Annotated in this window: 16 protein-coding genes, 1 tRNA gene and 1 pseudogene; 12 read left to right on the forward strand and 6 right to left on the reverse strand. The window is 57.6% G+C overall.

Annotation, left to right across the window (positions count from 1 at the left end):
* Positions 1 to 25 precede the first annotated feature (25 nt).
* From infC to AC1RMF_RS02385, 10 genes and pseudogenes are all read left to right on the forward strand, one after another.
* Positions 26 to 616, forward strand: coding sequence for a translation initiation factor IF-3 (gene infC, locus AC1RMF_RS02340; RefSeq protein ID WP_493139922.1), 591 nt, complete (start codon positions 26 to 28; stop codon positions 614 to 616).
* A gap of 187 nt (positions 617 to 803) precedes the next feature.
* Positions 804 to 1,007 (forward strand): 50S ribosomal protein L35, encoded by a 204-nt coding sequence (gene rpmI, locus AC1RMF_RS02345; protein ID WP_094481090.1) that lies wholly within the window; start codon positions 804 to 806, stop codon positions 1,005 to 1,007.
* 24 nt (positions 1,008 to 1,031) lie between these two features.
* A complete protein-coding gene (gene rplT / locus AC1RMF_RS02350; RefSeq protein ID WP_342617770.1) occupies positions 1,032 to 1,391 on the forward strand; it encodes a 50S ribosomal protein L20 in 360 nt (119 codons plus the stop codon).
* 102 nt (positions 1,392 to 1,493) lie between these two features.
* Entirely contained in the window at positions 1,494 to 2,564 is a 1,071-nt protein-coding gene (gene pheS, locus AC1RMF_RS02355; RefSeq protein WP_493139217.1) for a phenylalanine--tRNA ligase subunit alpha, read from the forward strand.
* A 31-nt stretch (positions 2,565 to 2,595) separates the two neighbouring features.
* Complete coding sequence (gene pheT, locus AC1RMF_RS02360) at positions 2,596 to 5,031, forward strand: phenylalanine--tRNA ligase subunit beta (protein WP_493139219.1); 2,436 nt, start codon at positions 2,596 to 2,598, stop codon at positions 5,029 to 5,031.
* Positions 5,032 to 5,057: 26 nt separating this feature from the next.
* Positions 5,058 to 5,399, forward strand: a pseudogene (locus AC1RMF_RS02365) (integration host factor subunit alpha); the annotation flags it as partial.
* A 102-nt stretch (positions 5,400 to 5,501) separates the two neighbouring features.
* Positions 5,502 to 5,951: a MerR family transcriptional regulator gene (locus tag AC1RMF_RS02370; RefSeq protein WP_342617766.1), complete on the forward strand. Its 450-nt coding sequence runs from the start codon at positions 5,502 to 5,504 to the stop codon at positions 5,949 to 5,951.
* A 38-nt stretch (positions 5,952 to 5,989) separates the two neighbouring features.
* A tRNA-Pro gene (locus tag AC1RMF_RS02375) sits at positions 5,990 to 6,066 on the forward strand.
* 126 nt (positions 6,067 to 6,192) lie between these two features.
* Positions 6,193 to 7,215, forward strand: a complete 1,023-nt coding sequence (locus AC1RMF_RS02380) for a sensor domain-containing diguanylate cyclase (RefSeq protein ID WP_493139221.1) — start codon at positions 6,193 to 6,195, stop codon at positions 7,213 to 7,215.
* 51 nt (positions 7,216 to 7,266) lie between these two features.
* Positions 7,267 to 7,899, forward strand: coding sequence for an FABP family protein (locus AC1RMF_RS02385; RefSeq protein WP_493139223.1), 633 nt, complete (start codon positions 7,267 to 7,269; stop codon positions 7,897 to 7,899).
* Between the two features lie 43 nt (positions 7,900 to 7,942).
* Here the strand turns inward: AC1RMF_RS02385 and AC1RMF_RS02390 are convergent, their stop codons facing one another.
* The 5 genes from AC1RMF_RS02390 to AC1RMF_RS02410 form a co-directional block, all read right to left on the reverse strand.
* Positions 7,943 to 8,806 carry a hypothetical protein gene (locus AC1RMF_RS02390; RefSeq protein WP_493139224.1) on the reverse strand — a complete coding sequence of 288 codons (864 nt, stop codon included), beginning with the start codon at positions 8,804 to 8,806 and terminating at the stop codon, positions 7,943 to 7,945.
* A gap of 296 nt (positions 8,807 to 9,102) precedes the next feature.
* Positions 9,103 to 10,539, reverse strand: coding sequence for an exonuclease domain-containing protein (locus AC1RMF_RS02395; RefSeq protein WP_493139226.1), 1,437 nt, complete (start codon positions 10,537 to 10,539; stop codon positions 9,103 to 9,105).
* Between the two features lie 5 nt (positions 10,540 to 10,544).
* The gene (locus AC1RMF_RS02400) at positions 10,545 to 11,090 is read right to left on the reverse strand and encodes an NUDIX hydrolase (RefSeq protein WP_342617761.1); all 546 of its coding nucleotides are present in this window, start codon (positions 11,088 to 11,090) and stop codon (positions 10,545 to 10,547) included.
* Between the two features lie 21 nt (positions 11,091 to 11,111).
* A complete protein-coding gene (locus AC1RMF_RS02405; protein ID WP_342617760.1) occupies positions 11,112 to 11,807 on the reverse strand; it encodes a fumarylacetoacetate hydrolase family protein in 696 nt (231 codons plus the stop codon).
* Between the two features lie 29 nt (positions 11,808 to 11,836).
* Positions 11,837 to 12,142 carry an antibiotic biosynthesis monooxygenase family protein gene (locus AC1RMF_RS02410; protein WP_342617759.1) on the reverse strand — a complete coding sequence of 102 codons (306 nt, stop codon included), beginning with the start codon at positions 12,140 to 12,142 and terminating at the stop codon, positions 11,837 to 11,839.
* 50 nt (positions 12,143 to 12,192) lie between these two features.
* On the opposite strand from AC1RMF_RS02410, the gene pgeF reads away from it, so the two are divergent.
* Positions 12,193 to 12,984, forward strand: a complete 792-nt coding sequence (pgeF, locus tag AC1RMF_RS02415) for a peptidoglycan editing factor PgeF (protein WP_493139230.1) — start codon at positions 12,193 to 12,195, stop codon at positions 12,982 to 12,984.
* Here the strand turns inward: pgeF and AC1RMF_RS02420 are convergent.
* Positions 12,913 to 13,224 carry a hypothetical protein gene (locus tag AC1RMF_RS02420; RefSeq protein WP_493139232.1) on the reverse strand — a complete coding sequence of 104 codons (312 nt, stop codon included), beginning with the start codon at positions 13,222 to 13,224 and terminating at the stop codon, positions 12,913 to 12,915. The genes pgeF and AC1RMF_RS02420 overlap by 72 nt on opposite strands.
* 89 nt (positions 13,225 to 13,313) lie before the next feature.
* Here AC1RMF_RS02420 and AC1RMF_RS02425 point away from each other — a divergent pair, with 89 nt between their 5' ends.
* Positions 13,314 to 15,044 (forward strand): PHA/PHB synthase family protein, encoded by a 1,731-nt coding sequence (locus tag AC1RMF_RS02425; RefSeq protein WP_493139234.1) that lies wholly within the window; start codon positions 13,314 to 13,316, stop codon positions 15,042 to 15,044.
* Positions 15,045 to 15,064 lie beyond the last annotated feature (20 nt).

The raw sequence follows: 15,064 nt of genomic DNA on the forward strand, positions 1-15,064 counted from the left end.
GGCAAAAATAGTAAAGGATTGAGCCATCGCTACTGAATTTCGTGACCGCCGTCAGCGTGAAGAACGTAAACACCGTTTGAACCGGGAAATCATGGCCCCTGAGGTTCGCCTCACGGGCGTTGACAATGAGCCACTCGGTGTGGTCAGCCTGATGGAAGCCCTGCGCATGGCAGGCGAGCTTGATGTTGATCTGGTTGAAATTGCTGCCACGGCGAATCCGCCGGTCTGTCGATTGATGGATTACGGCAAGTTCAAATACCAGGAACAGAAAAAGGCTGCGGAAGCGAAGTCCAAGCAAAAGGTGATCGAGGTCAAGGAAATCAAGTTCCGGCCTGGCACCGACGATGGCGACTACAACATCAAATTGCGCAATATCCGGCGCTTTTTGGATGATGGTGACAAGTGCAAGATTACCTTGCGCTTCCGGGGTCGCGAGATCACGCACCAGGAAATTGGATTGGCTTTGTTGCAGCGTATGCGTGACGAGCTGGGTGACTCGATCATCGTGGAGCAGTTCCCCAAGCTGGAAGGGCGACAGATGATCATGATGATTGCACCGGGTCGCAAGAAGCCGGGTGGCGGTGCACCCAAGCCTGTAGTGGAAACTACAGCGTAATTTTTTCAACCGGTCTGGTCACCGGTTGAAACAAGTAGTGATGGGTCAAGGCCCGTTGCGAAAGTGGTGAGGTAATTCTCACCACACAAGTGGCGAAATCAAACTCGCCACAAAAGTGGCTCGGGGCCAACAAGGCTGGAAGTCGTTTCCAGACGCCTCACGAGCACAAGATAGAAGGAGCATAACAATGCCCAAAATGAAGACCAAGAGCGCGGCGAAGAAACGCTTTCGCGTTCGTCCCGGTGGAACCGTCAAACGCGGTCAAGCCTTCAAGCGTCACATTCTGACCAAGAAGACCACCAAGAATAAACGCCACCTGCGCGGATCCACTGGAGTTCATGAGACCAATATGGGTCACATGGCACAGATGCTTCCTGGCCGTGGTATTTAATTAACGACGAACAAGGAGTAACTCATGCCTCGCGTCAAACGTGGTGTAACGGCTCGCGCCCGCCACAAAAAAGTTCTGGCCCTTGCAAAAGGTTTTCGCGGTCGCCGCGGTAATGTCTTCCGCATCGCCAAAGAAGCGGTGATGAAGGCTGGGCAATATGCCTACCGTGACCGTCGTACCAAGAAGCGTGTCTTCCGTCAGTTGTGGATTGCCCGTATCAATGCTGCTGCGCGTCAGTGTGGCCTGACGTACAGCCAATTTGCCAACGGTCTGAAGAAGGCCAATATCGAGATCGACCGCAAGGTTCTGTCCGATATCGCTATTCATGACATGGCTGCATTTGCAAGCATCGTGGAGCAGGTCAAGGCCAAGCTGGCTGCTTGATTCACGAGTAGGGCGCATACAGTGCCTTGCGTACGAAGTAAGGGCTAGAGCTTTCACGGCACTAGCCCTTTTTCATTTGAACCGAATTCATCCCAAAATCGTATGACTACCGAGTTGAACGCCATCGTCGAATCCGCACAGTCCGCATTTGCGCTCGCTGCAACGCCTGCTGACCTGGAGAATGCCAAAGCCCAGTTTCTGGGTAAATCCGGCAAGATTACCGAGCTGATGAAAGGTATGGCGGCACTCAGTGTCGACGAAAAGAAAGCGCGCGGCGCAGCCATCAATGTGGCCAAACAGGCAATCGAAGCCGCTTTGACTGCACGGCGGCAGGCACTTGCCGACGCCGAGCTACAAGCGCAATTGCAGGCCGAAGCCCTGGATGTAACGCTGCCAGGACGCCAGCGCGGGCAGGGTGGACTGCACCCTGTATCACTGACTCTGGAGCGCATTGAAGCAATCTTCGGCTCCATGGGGTTCGATGTGGCCCAAGGCCCCGAGATCGAGTCGGATTGGTTTAACTTCACCGCGCTCAACACACCGGAAGACCATCCGGCGCGCTCCATGCACGACACCTTCTATGTGGAAGGTGGCTCGGAGTCTGCGCCCAATCTGCTGCGCACCCATACCAGTCCCATGCAAATCCGCTATGCGGTGCAGCACGTCAAGAAACACCGTGCGTCCGTGGGGGCAACGCAGGGCCTGTACTCCGGTGACATGCCGGAAATCCGTGTCATTGCACCAGGACGTACTTACCGTGTGGACAGCGATGCCACCCATTCCCCCATGTTCCATCAGTGCGAAGGGCTGTGGGTGGGTGAAAACGTGAGCTTTAAGGATTTGAAGTTCGTGTTTACCGATTTCTGCCGTACCTTCTTCGAGAGCGATGACCTGGTGCTGCGTTTCCGCCCCAGTTTCTTCCCGTTCACCGAACCCAGCGCGGAAATCGACATCCAGTTTCAGAGCGGGCCCTTGGCGGGTCGGTGGCTGGAAGTGGCCGGGTCCGGCCAGGTGCATCCCAACGTCATTCGCAACATGGGTCTGGACCCCGAGAAATTCATCGGCTTTGCCTTTGGCATGGGGTCGGATCGCCTGACCATGCTGCGTTATGGCGTGAACGACTTGCGCCTGTTTTTTGATGGTGATGTGCGCTTCCTGTCGCAATTCCAATAAGAGCCGTTAAGTACACCCGTTTGAGCTGAACATGCAATTCCCTGAATCCTGGCTACGCACTTTTTGTAATCCCGCCATCGGTACTGCCGAATTGGCCGAGACCCTGACCATGGCCGGACTGGAGGTCGAAGAACTCCAGCCCGTAGCACCCCCGTTCACCAAGATCGTGGTGGGCGAAATAAAGGAAGCCGAGCAGCACCCCAATGCAGACCGCTTGCGCGTTTGCAAGGTGGACGTGGGGCAGGGCGAACTGCTGAATATTGTGTGCGGTGCGCCCAATGCCCGCGTGGGTATTCGCGTTCCGTGCGCACTCGTTGGGGCCGAATTGCCGCCTGGCGAAGACGGCAAGCCTTTCCTGATCAAGGTAGGCAAGTTGCGCGGCGTCGAGAGCCAGGGCATGTTGTGCTCAGCGCGGGAATTGAAGCTGTCCGAGGACCATGGTGGTTTGCTGGAATTGGCTGAGGATGCACCACTCGGTCAGAACATTCGCGAATACCTGAATTTGGATGACACGTTGTTCACCCTCAAGCTGACGCCGAATCTGGCGCACTGTCTGAGTGTGTACGGCGTCGCACGCGAAGTCTCGGCCCTGACCGGCTCGCCACTTATCGCTCCCGGATTTCCGGCAGTTGCCATTGGAAACAGCGATCGCCTGCCGGTCAAGATCAGCGCGCACGATCTGTGCGGTCGCTTTTCGGGTCGTGTGGTCCGCAACGTCAACACCAAGGCCAAGACCCCCCAATGGATGGTGGACCGTCTGGCGCGCTGTGGCCAACGCAGCGTCACCGCGCTGGTAGATATTTCCAACTACGTGATGTTCGAGTTGGGGCGACCCTCTCACATCTTTGACCTGGACAAGATCCAGGGTGGTCTGGACGTGCGCTGGGGCAAGCCTGGCGAGCAAATCAAGCTGCTCAATGGCAACACCGTCACCGTTGACGACAAGGTGGGCGTGATTGCAGACGATGCGCAGGTCGAGTCACTTGCCGGCATCATGGGCGGTGACGCCACTGCGGTATCGGACGACACACGCAATGTGTATGTGGAAGCAGCCTTCTGGTGGCCAAAGGCCATTGCAGGCCGTTCGCGCCGCTTCAACTTTTCCACGGATGCTGGTCATCGGTTTGAGCGCGGTGTGGATCCTGAATTGACGGTGGAGCATATTGAGCGCATCACGCAGTTGATCGTTGAAATATGCGGCACGGCGGACACATCTTGTGGCCCCATGGATGATCAAAAGCCGGCGATGCCCCCCTCCAAACCGGTGAGTTTGCGCGTGGCCCGTGCGTCCAAGATCATTGGCATGCCCTTGTCGCAGCAGCAGTGCGCGGACGCGCTGAGTCGTCTGGGTCTGTCGCTGACGCAAACCGAAGGCCTCATTACCGTGACGCCACCGTCCTATCGCTTCGACTTGCAGATTGAAGAGGATCTGATTGAAGAAGTCGCGCGCATGGTGGGCTACAACAACTTGCCGCATACGCCGCCGCTGGCGCCAACTACGGCACGTATCCGTGCGGAGGCGCAGCGCAGTGCATTCGCTGTGCGCCGTGCATTGGCAGCGCTGGGCTACCAGGAAACCATCAACTTCAGTTTCGTGGAAGAACGCTGGGAGCACGAGCTGGCGGGTAACCCCAACCCTATCAAGTTGCTCAACCCGATTGCCAGCCAGATGAGCGTGATGCGCTCCTCGCTGCTTGGTTCACTGCTGCAGGTTCTCAAGTTCAACCAGGCGCGCAAAGCCGCACGCGTACGTGTCTTTGAAGTGGGTCGTGTCTTCCTGCGCGATGCATCCGTGAAAAGCACTGACGCCACGGTGGAAGGATTCAATCAACCCATGCGCATTGCCGGACTGGCCAGCGGTAGCGCCGATCCGTTGCAATGGAGCGTGGCCGACGCGCCGGTTGATTTCTTCGGCGTCAAGGGAGACGTCGAGAATCTTTTGGCGCCTCTGGTTGCCATATTCAAACCAGCCACACACCCCGCCATGCATCCAGGACGTTGTGCTTCGGTGTGGCTGAACGAAAAGTGTATTGGTTATGTGGGCGAGTTGCACCCCAAATGGCGCCAGTCCTACGAGCTGCCCACGGCGCCCGTACTGTTTGAACTTGACCTGGAGCCTGTACTGGCACGTCGCGTGCCCCTGTTCAATCCGGTTGCCAAGATTCAGGCGGTCCAGCGTGATGTGGCTGTGGTGGTGAAAGACGCGGTGACCTATGCCGAACTGATGCGAGTCATCTGGTCGGCACCTACCGCAGGCTTGTTGCGCGACGCCCAGCTGTTCGATGTGTATCGCCCCAAGTTGCCCAAGGATGCGGTTGCTGCCGAGGGCGCTACCGACAGGAGTCTGGCCGTACGCCTGACGCTCAACAGCGACGAGGCCAGCCTGACCGAGGAGCAAATTGAGGCGGCTGTGAAAGCCATTGTGGATCAGTTGATTTCCGCGTTGGGCGCCCGCCAGCGGGCCTAAACTACACGCAACATAAAGACGAGCGACACACTATGGAATTTTCTGTCGAAAGCCTGGAGACGCCTGCGCTGACCAAAGCGCAGCTGGCCGATTTGCTGTTTGAACAAATCGGTTTGAACAAACGTGAATCCAAGGACATGATTGACGCATTCTTTGACCTGATATCCGCCAGCCTGGTGGAGGGTACGGACGTCAAGATCTCCGGCTTCGGCAATTTCCAGATCCGCACCAAGGCGCCGCGCCCGGGACGCAATCCGCGCACCGGGGAGGCCATTCCCATCAAGGCACGGCGCGTAGTGACCTTCCACGCAAGCCATAAACTCAAAGAGCAAATCCAGGAAGAGGGCAAGCCGGCGGCTTCGGTTTAAACAGTTCGGCACAATTATTTGCTGCTGGCTGGCGAGTTGCTCTTTGCGTGGGGACAAACTTAGAGTAACCTCTGCGCTTTAGTCCGTACAGCATTGATTTCAATGGAGAAAACTCTCCCCCCTATTCCCGCTAAACGCTACTTCACCATCGGTGAAGTGGGCGACTTGTGTGGCGTCAAACCTCATGTGCTACGGTATTGGGAGCAGGAATTCACGCAACTGCGCCCCATGAAGCGCAGAGGTAATCGACGCTATTACCAACACCACGAAGTGCTGATGATTCGACGCATCCGTGACTTGCTTTACGACCAGGGCTTCACCATCAGCGGTGCACGCAACAAGATGCAGGAATTGCTGCAAAGCGAGCGGGACAAGAAGCGCAATGGCGAGGTCATGCTCGATGGCGTGGACGATCTGGATGTTGATGGCGGCGATTTGGATGACCTGGATTCCGTGATTGCGGTGGAGTCTTCTGAAGATGCGGGCGTGCCGTTGTTCCAATTGCGCCGCGAACTGTTTGAAATACGTGAACTACTCGCAGTCGTGGACTGAAAAAGGCGAATCTTTCGGGCTATAATGCTAGGCTTGATCGGTGTGTGGCGCAGCCTGGTAGCGCACTTGCATGGGGTGCAAGGGGTCGAAGGTTCGAATCCTTTCACACCGACCATTCAATAGTTTGAAAGCCTCCTGGTAGCAATATCAGGAGGCTTTTTTCATTGGGAAGTGGACGGCAATGTAGATTCCCTGCGCGATCTGGCCGATACTGGTGCCAAGGTGGTCAAGGAGTGGATCATTGAAAGCGCCCGACATTCCGGTTGATGAAGTGCATCGAATGGCTGCCTTGCGTTCGACGGGGACACTTTTTTCGCCGTCGGAAGAGCGCTTTGACCGGATTACCCGATTGACGTCGCAATTGCTGGGTATTCCCATGGCGGTCATCAGCTTGGTTGCTGATCAGACCCAGTGGCACAAGTCGTTCACGGGTCCTGTGACAGACGAAATTCCCAGGCGAATCTCCTTTTGCGCCCATGCAATTCTTTCCAGCAAGGCATTTGTGGTGGAGGACGCCAGGCTGGATCCCAGGTTTGCTGACAATCCGCTGGTAACGGGTGAACCCTCCATCCGCTTTTATGCCGGGTACCCGCTGGAAATGCCGGATGGAAGTCGCGTAGGCACGCTGTGCGTCATGGATACCCAGCCACGCAAGTTGACGCGACAGCAGCTTCAGGGGTTGCGGGATCTCGCCGCCATTGCGGAGTCTGAGTTGCAGCGCGGCCAACTCAATGCATCCCAGCGTGAACTGATTCGTGAAAGAGACGAGTTGAAGCTCAAGGCCTCGGTAGACGGCCTCACCCGCGTCTGGAACCGCTCGGCGATCACCGAGCTGGTGGCCGCAGAAATTGCCAGGGCCAAGCGTGGTGCCCCCTTGTGTGTGGCCATGGTCGACGTGGATCACTTCAAGAGGGTAAATGACACCTACGGACATCAGACTGGTGACATCGTTTTAGTTGAGCTTGCCGCGCGCATACGTCGAGCCGCGCGTGAGTTTGATGCGGTAGGGCGCTACGGTGGGGAAGAATTCATCATCGTCTTGAGCAACTGCAATTTGGAGACTGCAAAGGCGGTATGCGAGAGAATTCGTCGCTTTGTGGAAGACGATCCCTTTGCCGCCCCGACTGGCGAGCTGCGCGTGACGGTTAGCATTGGGCTTGCCGCATTGGATGCAGAACATGCGGACTTGGAAAGCCTTGTAGGAGTCGCCGATGCTGCGCTCTACAAGGCCAAAGGCAATGGGCGCAACCAGATTGCCTATTGAGTTGCAGACGTTTCGTAAGGTTGGTTTTCAGGATTCATGGAAAGGGAGATCGTGAGCGAGTTTTCTGAGGATATTTACACCGAGCCGGGTGATGTGGATGTGGATACTTTGCGCAATCTTGGGCCTTTGCGGTCCATGGCCGGTGTGTGGCAGGGGCAGCGTGGCCTGGATGTCAAACCCAAGGTCGATGGGCCACGCAAGCAGGCCTTTGTGGAGCGCATGGAACTTCAGCCTATTGATCCGCAGACCAATGGGCCGCAGCTTTTGTACGGCTTGCGTTACCACACCCATATCACCAAGCCGGAACAGGTCAAGACCTACCATGAGCAGGTGGGTTACTGGCTATGGGAGCCTGCCACCGGCACGGTGATCCATACGCTTACCATTCCGCGCGGCATGGTGTTGATGGCCTCGGGGAAGGCCAAGGCGGAAGACACATCCTTCGAGTTGACCGCGAACCATGCGGATCCCAGCTTCGGCATCCGCTCCGCACCGTTCCTGGACTATGCCTTCAAGACCACGGAGTTCCGCATCAAAGTCAGCATCAACAACGATGGAACTTGGACGTACGAAGAAGACACAGTGCTATTGATTCGCGGCAAGGAGGAGCCGTTTCACCACACGGACCGCAACACGCTCATCAAGATTGCGGATGCAACCCCCAATCCGCTGGCCAGATCCTGAAGGACGCACTTGAGGCAAGGCGACAGTCGCCTCAAGTGCTGTGCTACACGTTATCGTCTGCCGCGGCCTTGGCGCGCGCGCTGGGCACATCGCGCTCCCAACGGATTGGCTGGCCCCGGCGAGTCCACAGATAGGCGAGGGCGGCCAGGCAAAGAGCCACCAGGGCAACCAGGCCATACACCACGGCTACAGGAACACGGTCTGCCTCTGCCTTCTCCAGACGCTCGCGCATGGCAGCCAGGCTGGCTTCATTCTTCACAGCCTGATCAAGCAGCGTGCGCAAGTCTGTCTGCAACTGCTGCATCTTCTGTGCGTCACGCGCCATGTCGTCCTGCAGTGAACTTTGCGTTGTGGTGGCTTCCAGATTCTTGACCCGCTCAGCCAGGGTTTCCACTGGATCAAGCTTGAGCCGTGATTTACCGGTGCCCTTGGCCTGCGCAGCAGGCGGCTCAACCGGCTTTACAGGCTTGGTAGCGGGCTTGGGGGCGGGCTCCTTTTTGCGTGCCGGCTCCTTGGTTGCCTCCTTGGGGATGGCGGCCTTTGCAGGCTTCGGTGTCTTGGCCGCCTTGGTAGGGGCAACTGGCGCTGCGACGGCAGGCTCTGGCTTGGGGGAAGTCTGTGCCGGTGCACTTTCGGCAGGCGCTGCAGGAGTCACAACCGTGGGTACTTGTGGCACAACGGGTGCAGCCCGAACAGGCTGGCTCTGGGAGTCAGGTGGGAAATCAGCCAATAGCACGTATTTGCGCGAAGACTTTTGTCCACATCCCGCACGCAGATACACCGTGACCACAGGTTCATCGACCGGGGTGGAGGAAGTAATCTTCAGGTTGTAGGAGTCCGATTGTCCGGCGGGTTCAACCTGCACCTGGACCCGGCTTGCATCTTGGCGGCTTTCTCCGTGAAACACTTCAGCATCTGCGCAAAGACCGGAACCTGATTGCCCGGAATCCAGTTGCACGGGGACTTGTAATTCAAGAGGTTGGCCGATCCATGCTGCGCCTCGTGCTCTTCCCAGAGTCAGCGCTGCGCTTCCCAGCGCGGTTCCAGCCAAAACAACTCCCACAGTGACCGCTTTGAATCTCATACCCGCCTCATATGTTTTTTGCATTCTCGCATGCAGGATACATTTATGACACTCCGATGATGGGAGCGGCAGCATCAATTTGCGCTAGATGCAACTGTCAGCCATGCACCCAATTGTCTTCATTGCACGCAATCTTGATCGCTGGTCTCAATGGAGGCTGGCAAATGAAATAGGTCCGCGCCCGAAGTTTCCATCATTGCGAAGCGCTTGGTCAGCAGACGGTAGACGTCCAGGTCAAAGGCGAGAGGCTTTCTAGCTTGACTTAAGTCATCCAGTTCGGCCGCATCGTTGACCGTGGCGATATGACACCAGTGGTCAAATACATGAATGTCTGTCTTGCCAGAAGACTGGTGGTACTCACGGATTGCCACCTTGCCGGGATAGGGCCAGGCACGCAACTGGTGAGCCGCAAGTGCCATCTGTACCCGAACCCGATGCAGGGAAAGTGACTCATGTCCGGCGCAGGCACCCTTGCAGCGTCCCGTTTGGGCGGCAAAGCAAATGCCTTTGCCTGACTCCAGTCCCAGCAGTCGCGGGCAAAGCTGATAGGTGTCAGCCAGCAGCCGCAGGGCATCCGTGGCCTGACGCTTGGAGCGGTAGGTGCCGAAGATGCGGCCCCAAGCGCCGGGCTCCATGTCGTCCAGTTGGACCAATTTGAGCATGGGGTTGGAGCTGGGTGATTCATCCAACTGCCAGGCACACAGCGCTCTTTCGCGGCGAAGCTGGCGGTTGTAGACCGGCTGCTGCTCCTTGACCAACCGTGCTTCCAGCAGCAATGCACCCAGTTCTCCCGCGGTCTCCCGCCATTCAACCCTGCGTATTTCGGTCAGGATGCGCATCTCCCGTGCAACCTTGGTCGCGGACTGAAAGTGCGACATCACCCGGCTGCGCATGGACACGCTCTTGCCGATATACAGCGGCAGCGGGCCTTCCCCGTAAAACATATAGACACCCGGTACATCTGGAATGTCGGCCACATCGGTTTCCAGCTTGGGTGGCAGGCAGGCGCTGCCCTGCAGTAACAGTTTGGCGGCCTGCTGTACGGTATCCAGTCCCAACTCCTGTTGGGCGAGCTTGAGCCACTGCAACACCACGTCCACGTCACCCATGGCTCGGTGGCGTGCCAAGGTATGCAGCCCATGGCGCTGCATGATGGCGTCCAGGCCATGTCCCTTGAATTGCGGGTACAGTTTGCGTGACAGCCTGACCGTGCACAGTGTTTTGACTTTCAGAGGCAAGTCCAGGCGGGCCATCTCGTTTTGCAGAAAACCGTGGTCAAAGCGCACGTTGTGCGCCACCAGTACGGCGCCGTCCAGCATCGCAAGCAACGGTTGCACTGCCTCTGCGAAGGTCGGTGCGTCGGCCACCATGGCATCGCTGATGCCGGTGAGCGACTCAATGAATGGCGGAATCCGGGTACCGGGGTTGACCAGGGTGCTCCAGCGCGCAGTTTCTATCCCATCTTCTACCCGCACGGCCGCGATTTCAGTGATGCGGTCATGCACCGCGTTACCACCTGTGGTCTCCAGATCCAGCATGACATAACACGGCAGCATGCTGATCAGGCGATGTCGATGTGATGGATATTGAAACGCCCCGTACGACGGTCCGCGAAATAGCGCTCCAGCGTCTCCTTGGTGGTGCGAAAGGCAATTTCATCCCAGGGAATTTCGCTTTCCAGGAAGAGCCGCGCCTCGATGGTTTCCACACCGGGCGCGAACTGGTCACTGGTGAGTTGGGCTAGGTAGAACAGATGTACCTGGCTCACGCGGGCCACGTTGACTAGGCTGAAGAAGCCGAGCATCTCGAATTGCGCTCCGGCCTCTTCCAGGGTTTCACGCGCGGCGCCTTCCAGCGTGGTTTCGTTCAACTCCATGAAACCGGCCGGCAGCGTCCATTTTCCCCAGCGCGGCTCAATATTGCGTTTGCACAGCAGCACCTTGTCACCCCAGAAGGGCACCGTGCCCACCACGTTCAGCGGATTTTCATAGTGAATGGTGTTGCAGGCCGGGCATACGGCGCGTTCCTTGGTATCGCCGTCGTCGGGGATGCGGTAAACCACGGAGGTTCCACACTCTCTGCAAAATTTGATGGGAGGGCGCTGCATGGGAAACGTGGTTTAGTCAGTTCAAACGATCTGGACGCGCAGGCTTTGTAGTCCATCCACACGGGCCTCCAGCACGTCCCCGCGCACCACTGCCGCGACGCCCGCCGGGGTGCCGGTGAAGATCAGGTCGCCGGGCTGCAGTGTCCATGCAGTAGATAGCTGTTCAATGGTTTCGGCAATATTCCAGATCAATTGCGAAATGTTGCCGGATTGCCGTACCTGCCCATTCACTGTCAGTGAAATTCCCGCCTCCGCTATGCCGGGGACCTGGGATGCGGGTGTGATTTCGCCAATCGGGGCGGAATGGTCAAAGCCCTTGCCTATGCTCCAGGGGCGCCCCTGCTTCTTCATGTCGTTCTGCAAGTCCCGTCGCGTCATGTCCAGGCCTACGGCGTAGCCATAGATGTGCCGCTGGGCGTCCGCGGCCTTGATATGGCTGCCCCCGGTCCCAATGGCTACGACCAACTCCACTTCATGGTGCAGATTCTGGGTAAGCGTAGGGTAGGGCATGTTCGCCATCGCCGTGGCGGGCGCCGACACAATGGCGTCAGCAGGCTTGAGAAAGAAGAACGGCGCCTCACGCCCGGTGGCGCCCATTTCCTTGGCATGTTCTTCGTAGTTGCGGCCCACGCAATAAATGCGATGAACCGGAAAACGCTGATCCATGCCGTGGACAGGGACGCTTGCAACTTCTTGGGCTGGAAAAACAAATGACATATTCGACAAATATCCGGACTGAAGGCAGGTTACTGGCTGGACTTGGTCACCAGCTCAAAATGCTCCACAACAGGTGCCACCGCGAAGAAGGGACCCACGATGGCACGCCATTGTGCAAACGCATCTGATTGGCGGAAGTCCACGGTATGGTTTTCCAGGGTTTCCCAAAATATCTGCAATATGTACCGGTCCGGATTTTCAATTCCCTTGTTAACCTTGAACCCCCGAAAACCTTTGGCATGTGAAATGACCTCGCGCAGGCCGCGGGCGATGGCTTCATCAAACGCCTGGTTTTGACCGCTGTGTATACGAATGTCTGCCAATTCGAGAATCATGGGGGCTCCGTCTAGGTTGGGGAATTGCAGGGGGCATTATGCTGTGGGCCATGCAATCCCAATATTTTGACTGGCTGGTTCCCGACTGGCCTGCTCCGCCACACGTTCGGGCTGTATGCACCACGCGCCAAGGCGGTGTGTCGGAGGGCATTTACGCTGGTTTGAATCTCGGCACCCATGTAGGTGACGAGCCGCAGTCTGTTCAAGCCAACCGCCAGCGGCTCCAGGAGGCGACAGGTGCACACGCGGTGTTTCTGAACCAGGTGCACGGAACCCATGTGCAAGCGTTGGATTGCCAAAGCGCTGACGGTTTTTCCGCGGATGCGGCGATTACCGAGCACCCTGGCGTTGCTTGCACCGTGATGGTTGCCGACTGTCTGCCCGTTCTGCTGTGCGATGCGCAGGGGAGCCGGGTCCTGGCGGCGCACGCGGGCTGGCGCGGCCTGCTGGGTGCGCAAGGGCAGGGTGTACTGGAGCAATCGGTGGCCACTATGCGCGCTGGGTTGCCGTCTCGCGGGCAGGCGGGAGGCGAGAGTCTGTTGGCTTGGCTTGGCCCCTGCATAGGCCCCCAGGCCTTTGAAGTAGGCAACGAAGTACGCGAGGCTTTTGTCGCGCAATCCGAGGCTGCTGCTGTCTGCTTCATTGCCACAGGGCCTGGCAAATGGCTGGCCAATTTGCCTGCCTTGGCGAGACAGCGTTTGGCTGCACTGGGAATAGAACGAACGTTCGGAAATGACGGTAGTCAGGCGTGGTGCACGGTGGCCAATCCGTCAAGGTTCTTCTCGCATCGGCGTGACCGGGTCAGTGGCCGCATGGCCGCCTGCATCTGGCGTCTGGATTGACGCCGGATTCTCCACTTCCTGTGCCCGCGCCAGATAGGCGGCGCGTTCCTGTTCTTCGCGCGCTCGTATTGCGCGCTTTCTGGCAGGCGTCCCCATGATGTAGAACACCAGCCCTACCGGCAACAGGCCATACAACACAAAGGTGACAATGGCGCCCAACACCGTCCCATTGCTGTTGGTGGCCTCGGCAACACTCATCATCAGCGCAACATATAGCCAGGCAATTGGAACTATGTACATATAGGGTTTGTATATCTTCTTGTAAGGAAAAAGGGACTCTCAAGCTGAGATACTAGCGTCGTCAATGAAATCAACTAAAGAGGTGACACGTGGGGCAAAACAATCCTGATTTCCTGAATGAGGCAACCCAGCAATTCCAACAGGCTTTGACGCAGGGATGGACACAAGCGCTGGAAGCCTTCAAGAAGGTGGATGTGGGAGCCACCAACGGTCTTCCGGGTCTGGGCGCAATGCCGGGCAAACTGCCGGAAATCCATTTTGCTCCGGAAAAAATGCAGGAGTTGCAGCAGCAGTATTCCAAGGAAGCCTTGAGCTTGCTGTCCGAAGGCTTCAAACCGGCCAAGGTTGCTGCGGACCGGCGTTTTGCAGATGCCTCCTGGAACGAGAATCCGCTGGCAGCCTATTCCGCTGCGGTGTATTTGCTCAACGCCCGCACCTTGATGGGCATGGCGGATGCTGTGGAGGCGGATGCCAAGACCCGCAACCGCATTCGTTTTGCCGTTGAGCAGTGGGTCGCCGCCGCCGCACCCAGCAATTTTCTGGCCTTCAACGCCGAAGCTCAAAAGAAGGCCATCGAAACCAAAGGCGAGAGCATTGCCAAAGGTGTCCAGAACCTGGTGCACGATATTCAGCAGGGCCATGTGTCCATGACGGACGAAAGCCTGTTCGAGGTTGGCAAGAACGTCGCGACCACCGAAGGCGCTGTGGTGTTCGAGAACGATCTGTTTCAGCTTCTCGAATACAAGCCACTCACCGCCAAGGTCTACGAAAAGCCTTTCCTGTTGGTGCCGCCCTGCATCAACAAGTTCTACATCCTGGACTTGCAGCCAGAAAACTCTCTGATCCGCTATGCCGTGTCCCAGGGGCACCGCACGTTTGTGGTGAGCTGGCGCAATCCAGATGCGTCTCTGGACCACAAGACATGGGACAACTACATTGAAGACGCTGTGATCAAGGCGATCACGGTCGCGCAGGAGATCAGCGGTTCGCCCAGCATCAATGCTTTGGGATTTTGCGTAGGCGGAACCATGCTGACCACGGCCCTGGCCGTGCTGGCCGCGCGTGGAGAAAAGCCGGCCGCCAGCCTTACGCTGCTGACCACTTTGCTGGACTTCACCGACACCGGCATTCTGGATGTGTTCATCGATGAGGCGTTTGTGAAATTCCGTGAAGCCGAGCTGGGCAAGGGAGGGCTGATGAAAGGCACCGACCTCGCCAGCACCTTCAGTTTCCTGCGTCCCAACGACCTGGTCTGGAACTACGTGGTGGGCAACTACCTCAAGGGTGAAACACCGCCACCGTTCGATCTGCTGTACTGGAACTCCGACAGCACCAATCTGCCCGGACCGTTCTACGCCTGGTACCTGCGCAACACCTACCTGGAGAACAAGTTGATCAAGCCCGGCAAGGCCACGGTTTGCGGCGAGAAGATCGACCTGGGCAAGCTCGATCTGCCGGTCTACATCTACGGATCACGCGAAGACCACATCGTGCCCATCGGTGGCGCCTATGGCTCCACCCAGGTGCTGCCAGGCAAGAAGCGGTTCGTCATGGGGGCCTCAGGCCATATCGCAGGCGTGATCAATCCCCCCGCAAAGAACAAGCGAAGCCACTGGATCCGCTCCGATGGCAAGTTACCCAAGACACAAGAAGCCTGGCTGGAGGGCGCGGTGGAGCACCCTGGCAGCTGGTGGACAGATTGGGCAGCATGGCTCAAGAGCCATGCTGGCAAGCAAATTGCAGCGCCCAGGACTTACGGCAAAGGCAAGTACAAGGCCACCATGCCCGCCCCTGGTAGCTATGTGAAAGTCAAGGTCTAGATTCCCCCTCACCACTTCGG

This window comes from Rhodoferax sp. GW822-FHT04A08 (assembly GCF_058801025.1).

What these genes read in the sequence shown, in the direction of transcription:
- pheS (WP_493139217.1), top strand. Translation starts at nt 1,494, where the DNA reads ATGACTACCGAGTTGAACGCCATCGTCGAATCCGCACAGTCCGCATTT.
- pgeF (WP_493139230.1), top strand. Translation starts at nt 12,193, where the DNA reads ATGCAATCCCAATATTTTGACTGGCTGGTTCCCGACTGGCCTGCTCCG.
- AC1RMF_RS02370 (WP_342617766.1), top strand. Translation starts at nt 5,502, where the DNA reads ATGGAGAAAACTCTCCCCCCTATTCCCGCTAAACGCTACTTCACCATC.
- AC1RMF_RS02410 (WP_342617759.1), bottom strand. Translation starts at nt 12,142, where the DNA reads ATGATTCTCGAATTGGCAGACATTCGTATACACAGCGGTCAAAACCAG.
- pheT (WP_493139219.1), top strand. Translation starts at nt 2,596, where the DNA reads ATGCAATTCCCTGAATCCTGGCTACGCACTTTTTGTAATCCCGCCATC.
- rpmI (WP_094481090.1), top strand. Translation starts at nt 804, where the DNA reads ATGCCCAAAATGAAGACCAAGAGCGCGGCGAAGAAACGCTTTCGCGTT.
- AC1RMF_RS02420 (WP_493139232.1), bottom strand. Translation starts at nt 13,224, where the DNA reads ATGTACATAGTTCCAATTGCCTGGCTATATGTTGCGCTGATGATGAGT.
- AC1RMF_RS02395 (WP_493139226.1), bottom strand. Translation starts at nt 10,539, where the DNA reads ATGCTGCCGTGTTATGTCATGCTGGATCTGGAGACCACAGGTGGTAAC.
- AC1RMF_RS02405 (WP_342617760.1), bottom strand. Translation starts at nt 11,807, where the DNA reads ATGTCATTTGTTTTTCCAGCCCAAGAAGTTGCAAGCGTCCCTGTCCAC.
- AC1RMF_RS02400 (WP_342617761.1), bottom strand. Translation starts at nt 11,090, where the DNA reads ATGCAGCGCCCTCCCATCAAATTTTGCAGAGAGTGTGGAACCTCCGTG.
- rplT (WP_342617770.1), top strand. Translation starts at nt 1,032, where the DNA reads ATGCCTCGCGTCAAACGTGGTGTAACGGCTCGCGCCCGCCACAAAAAA.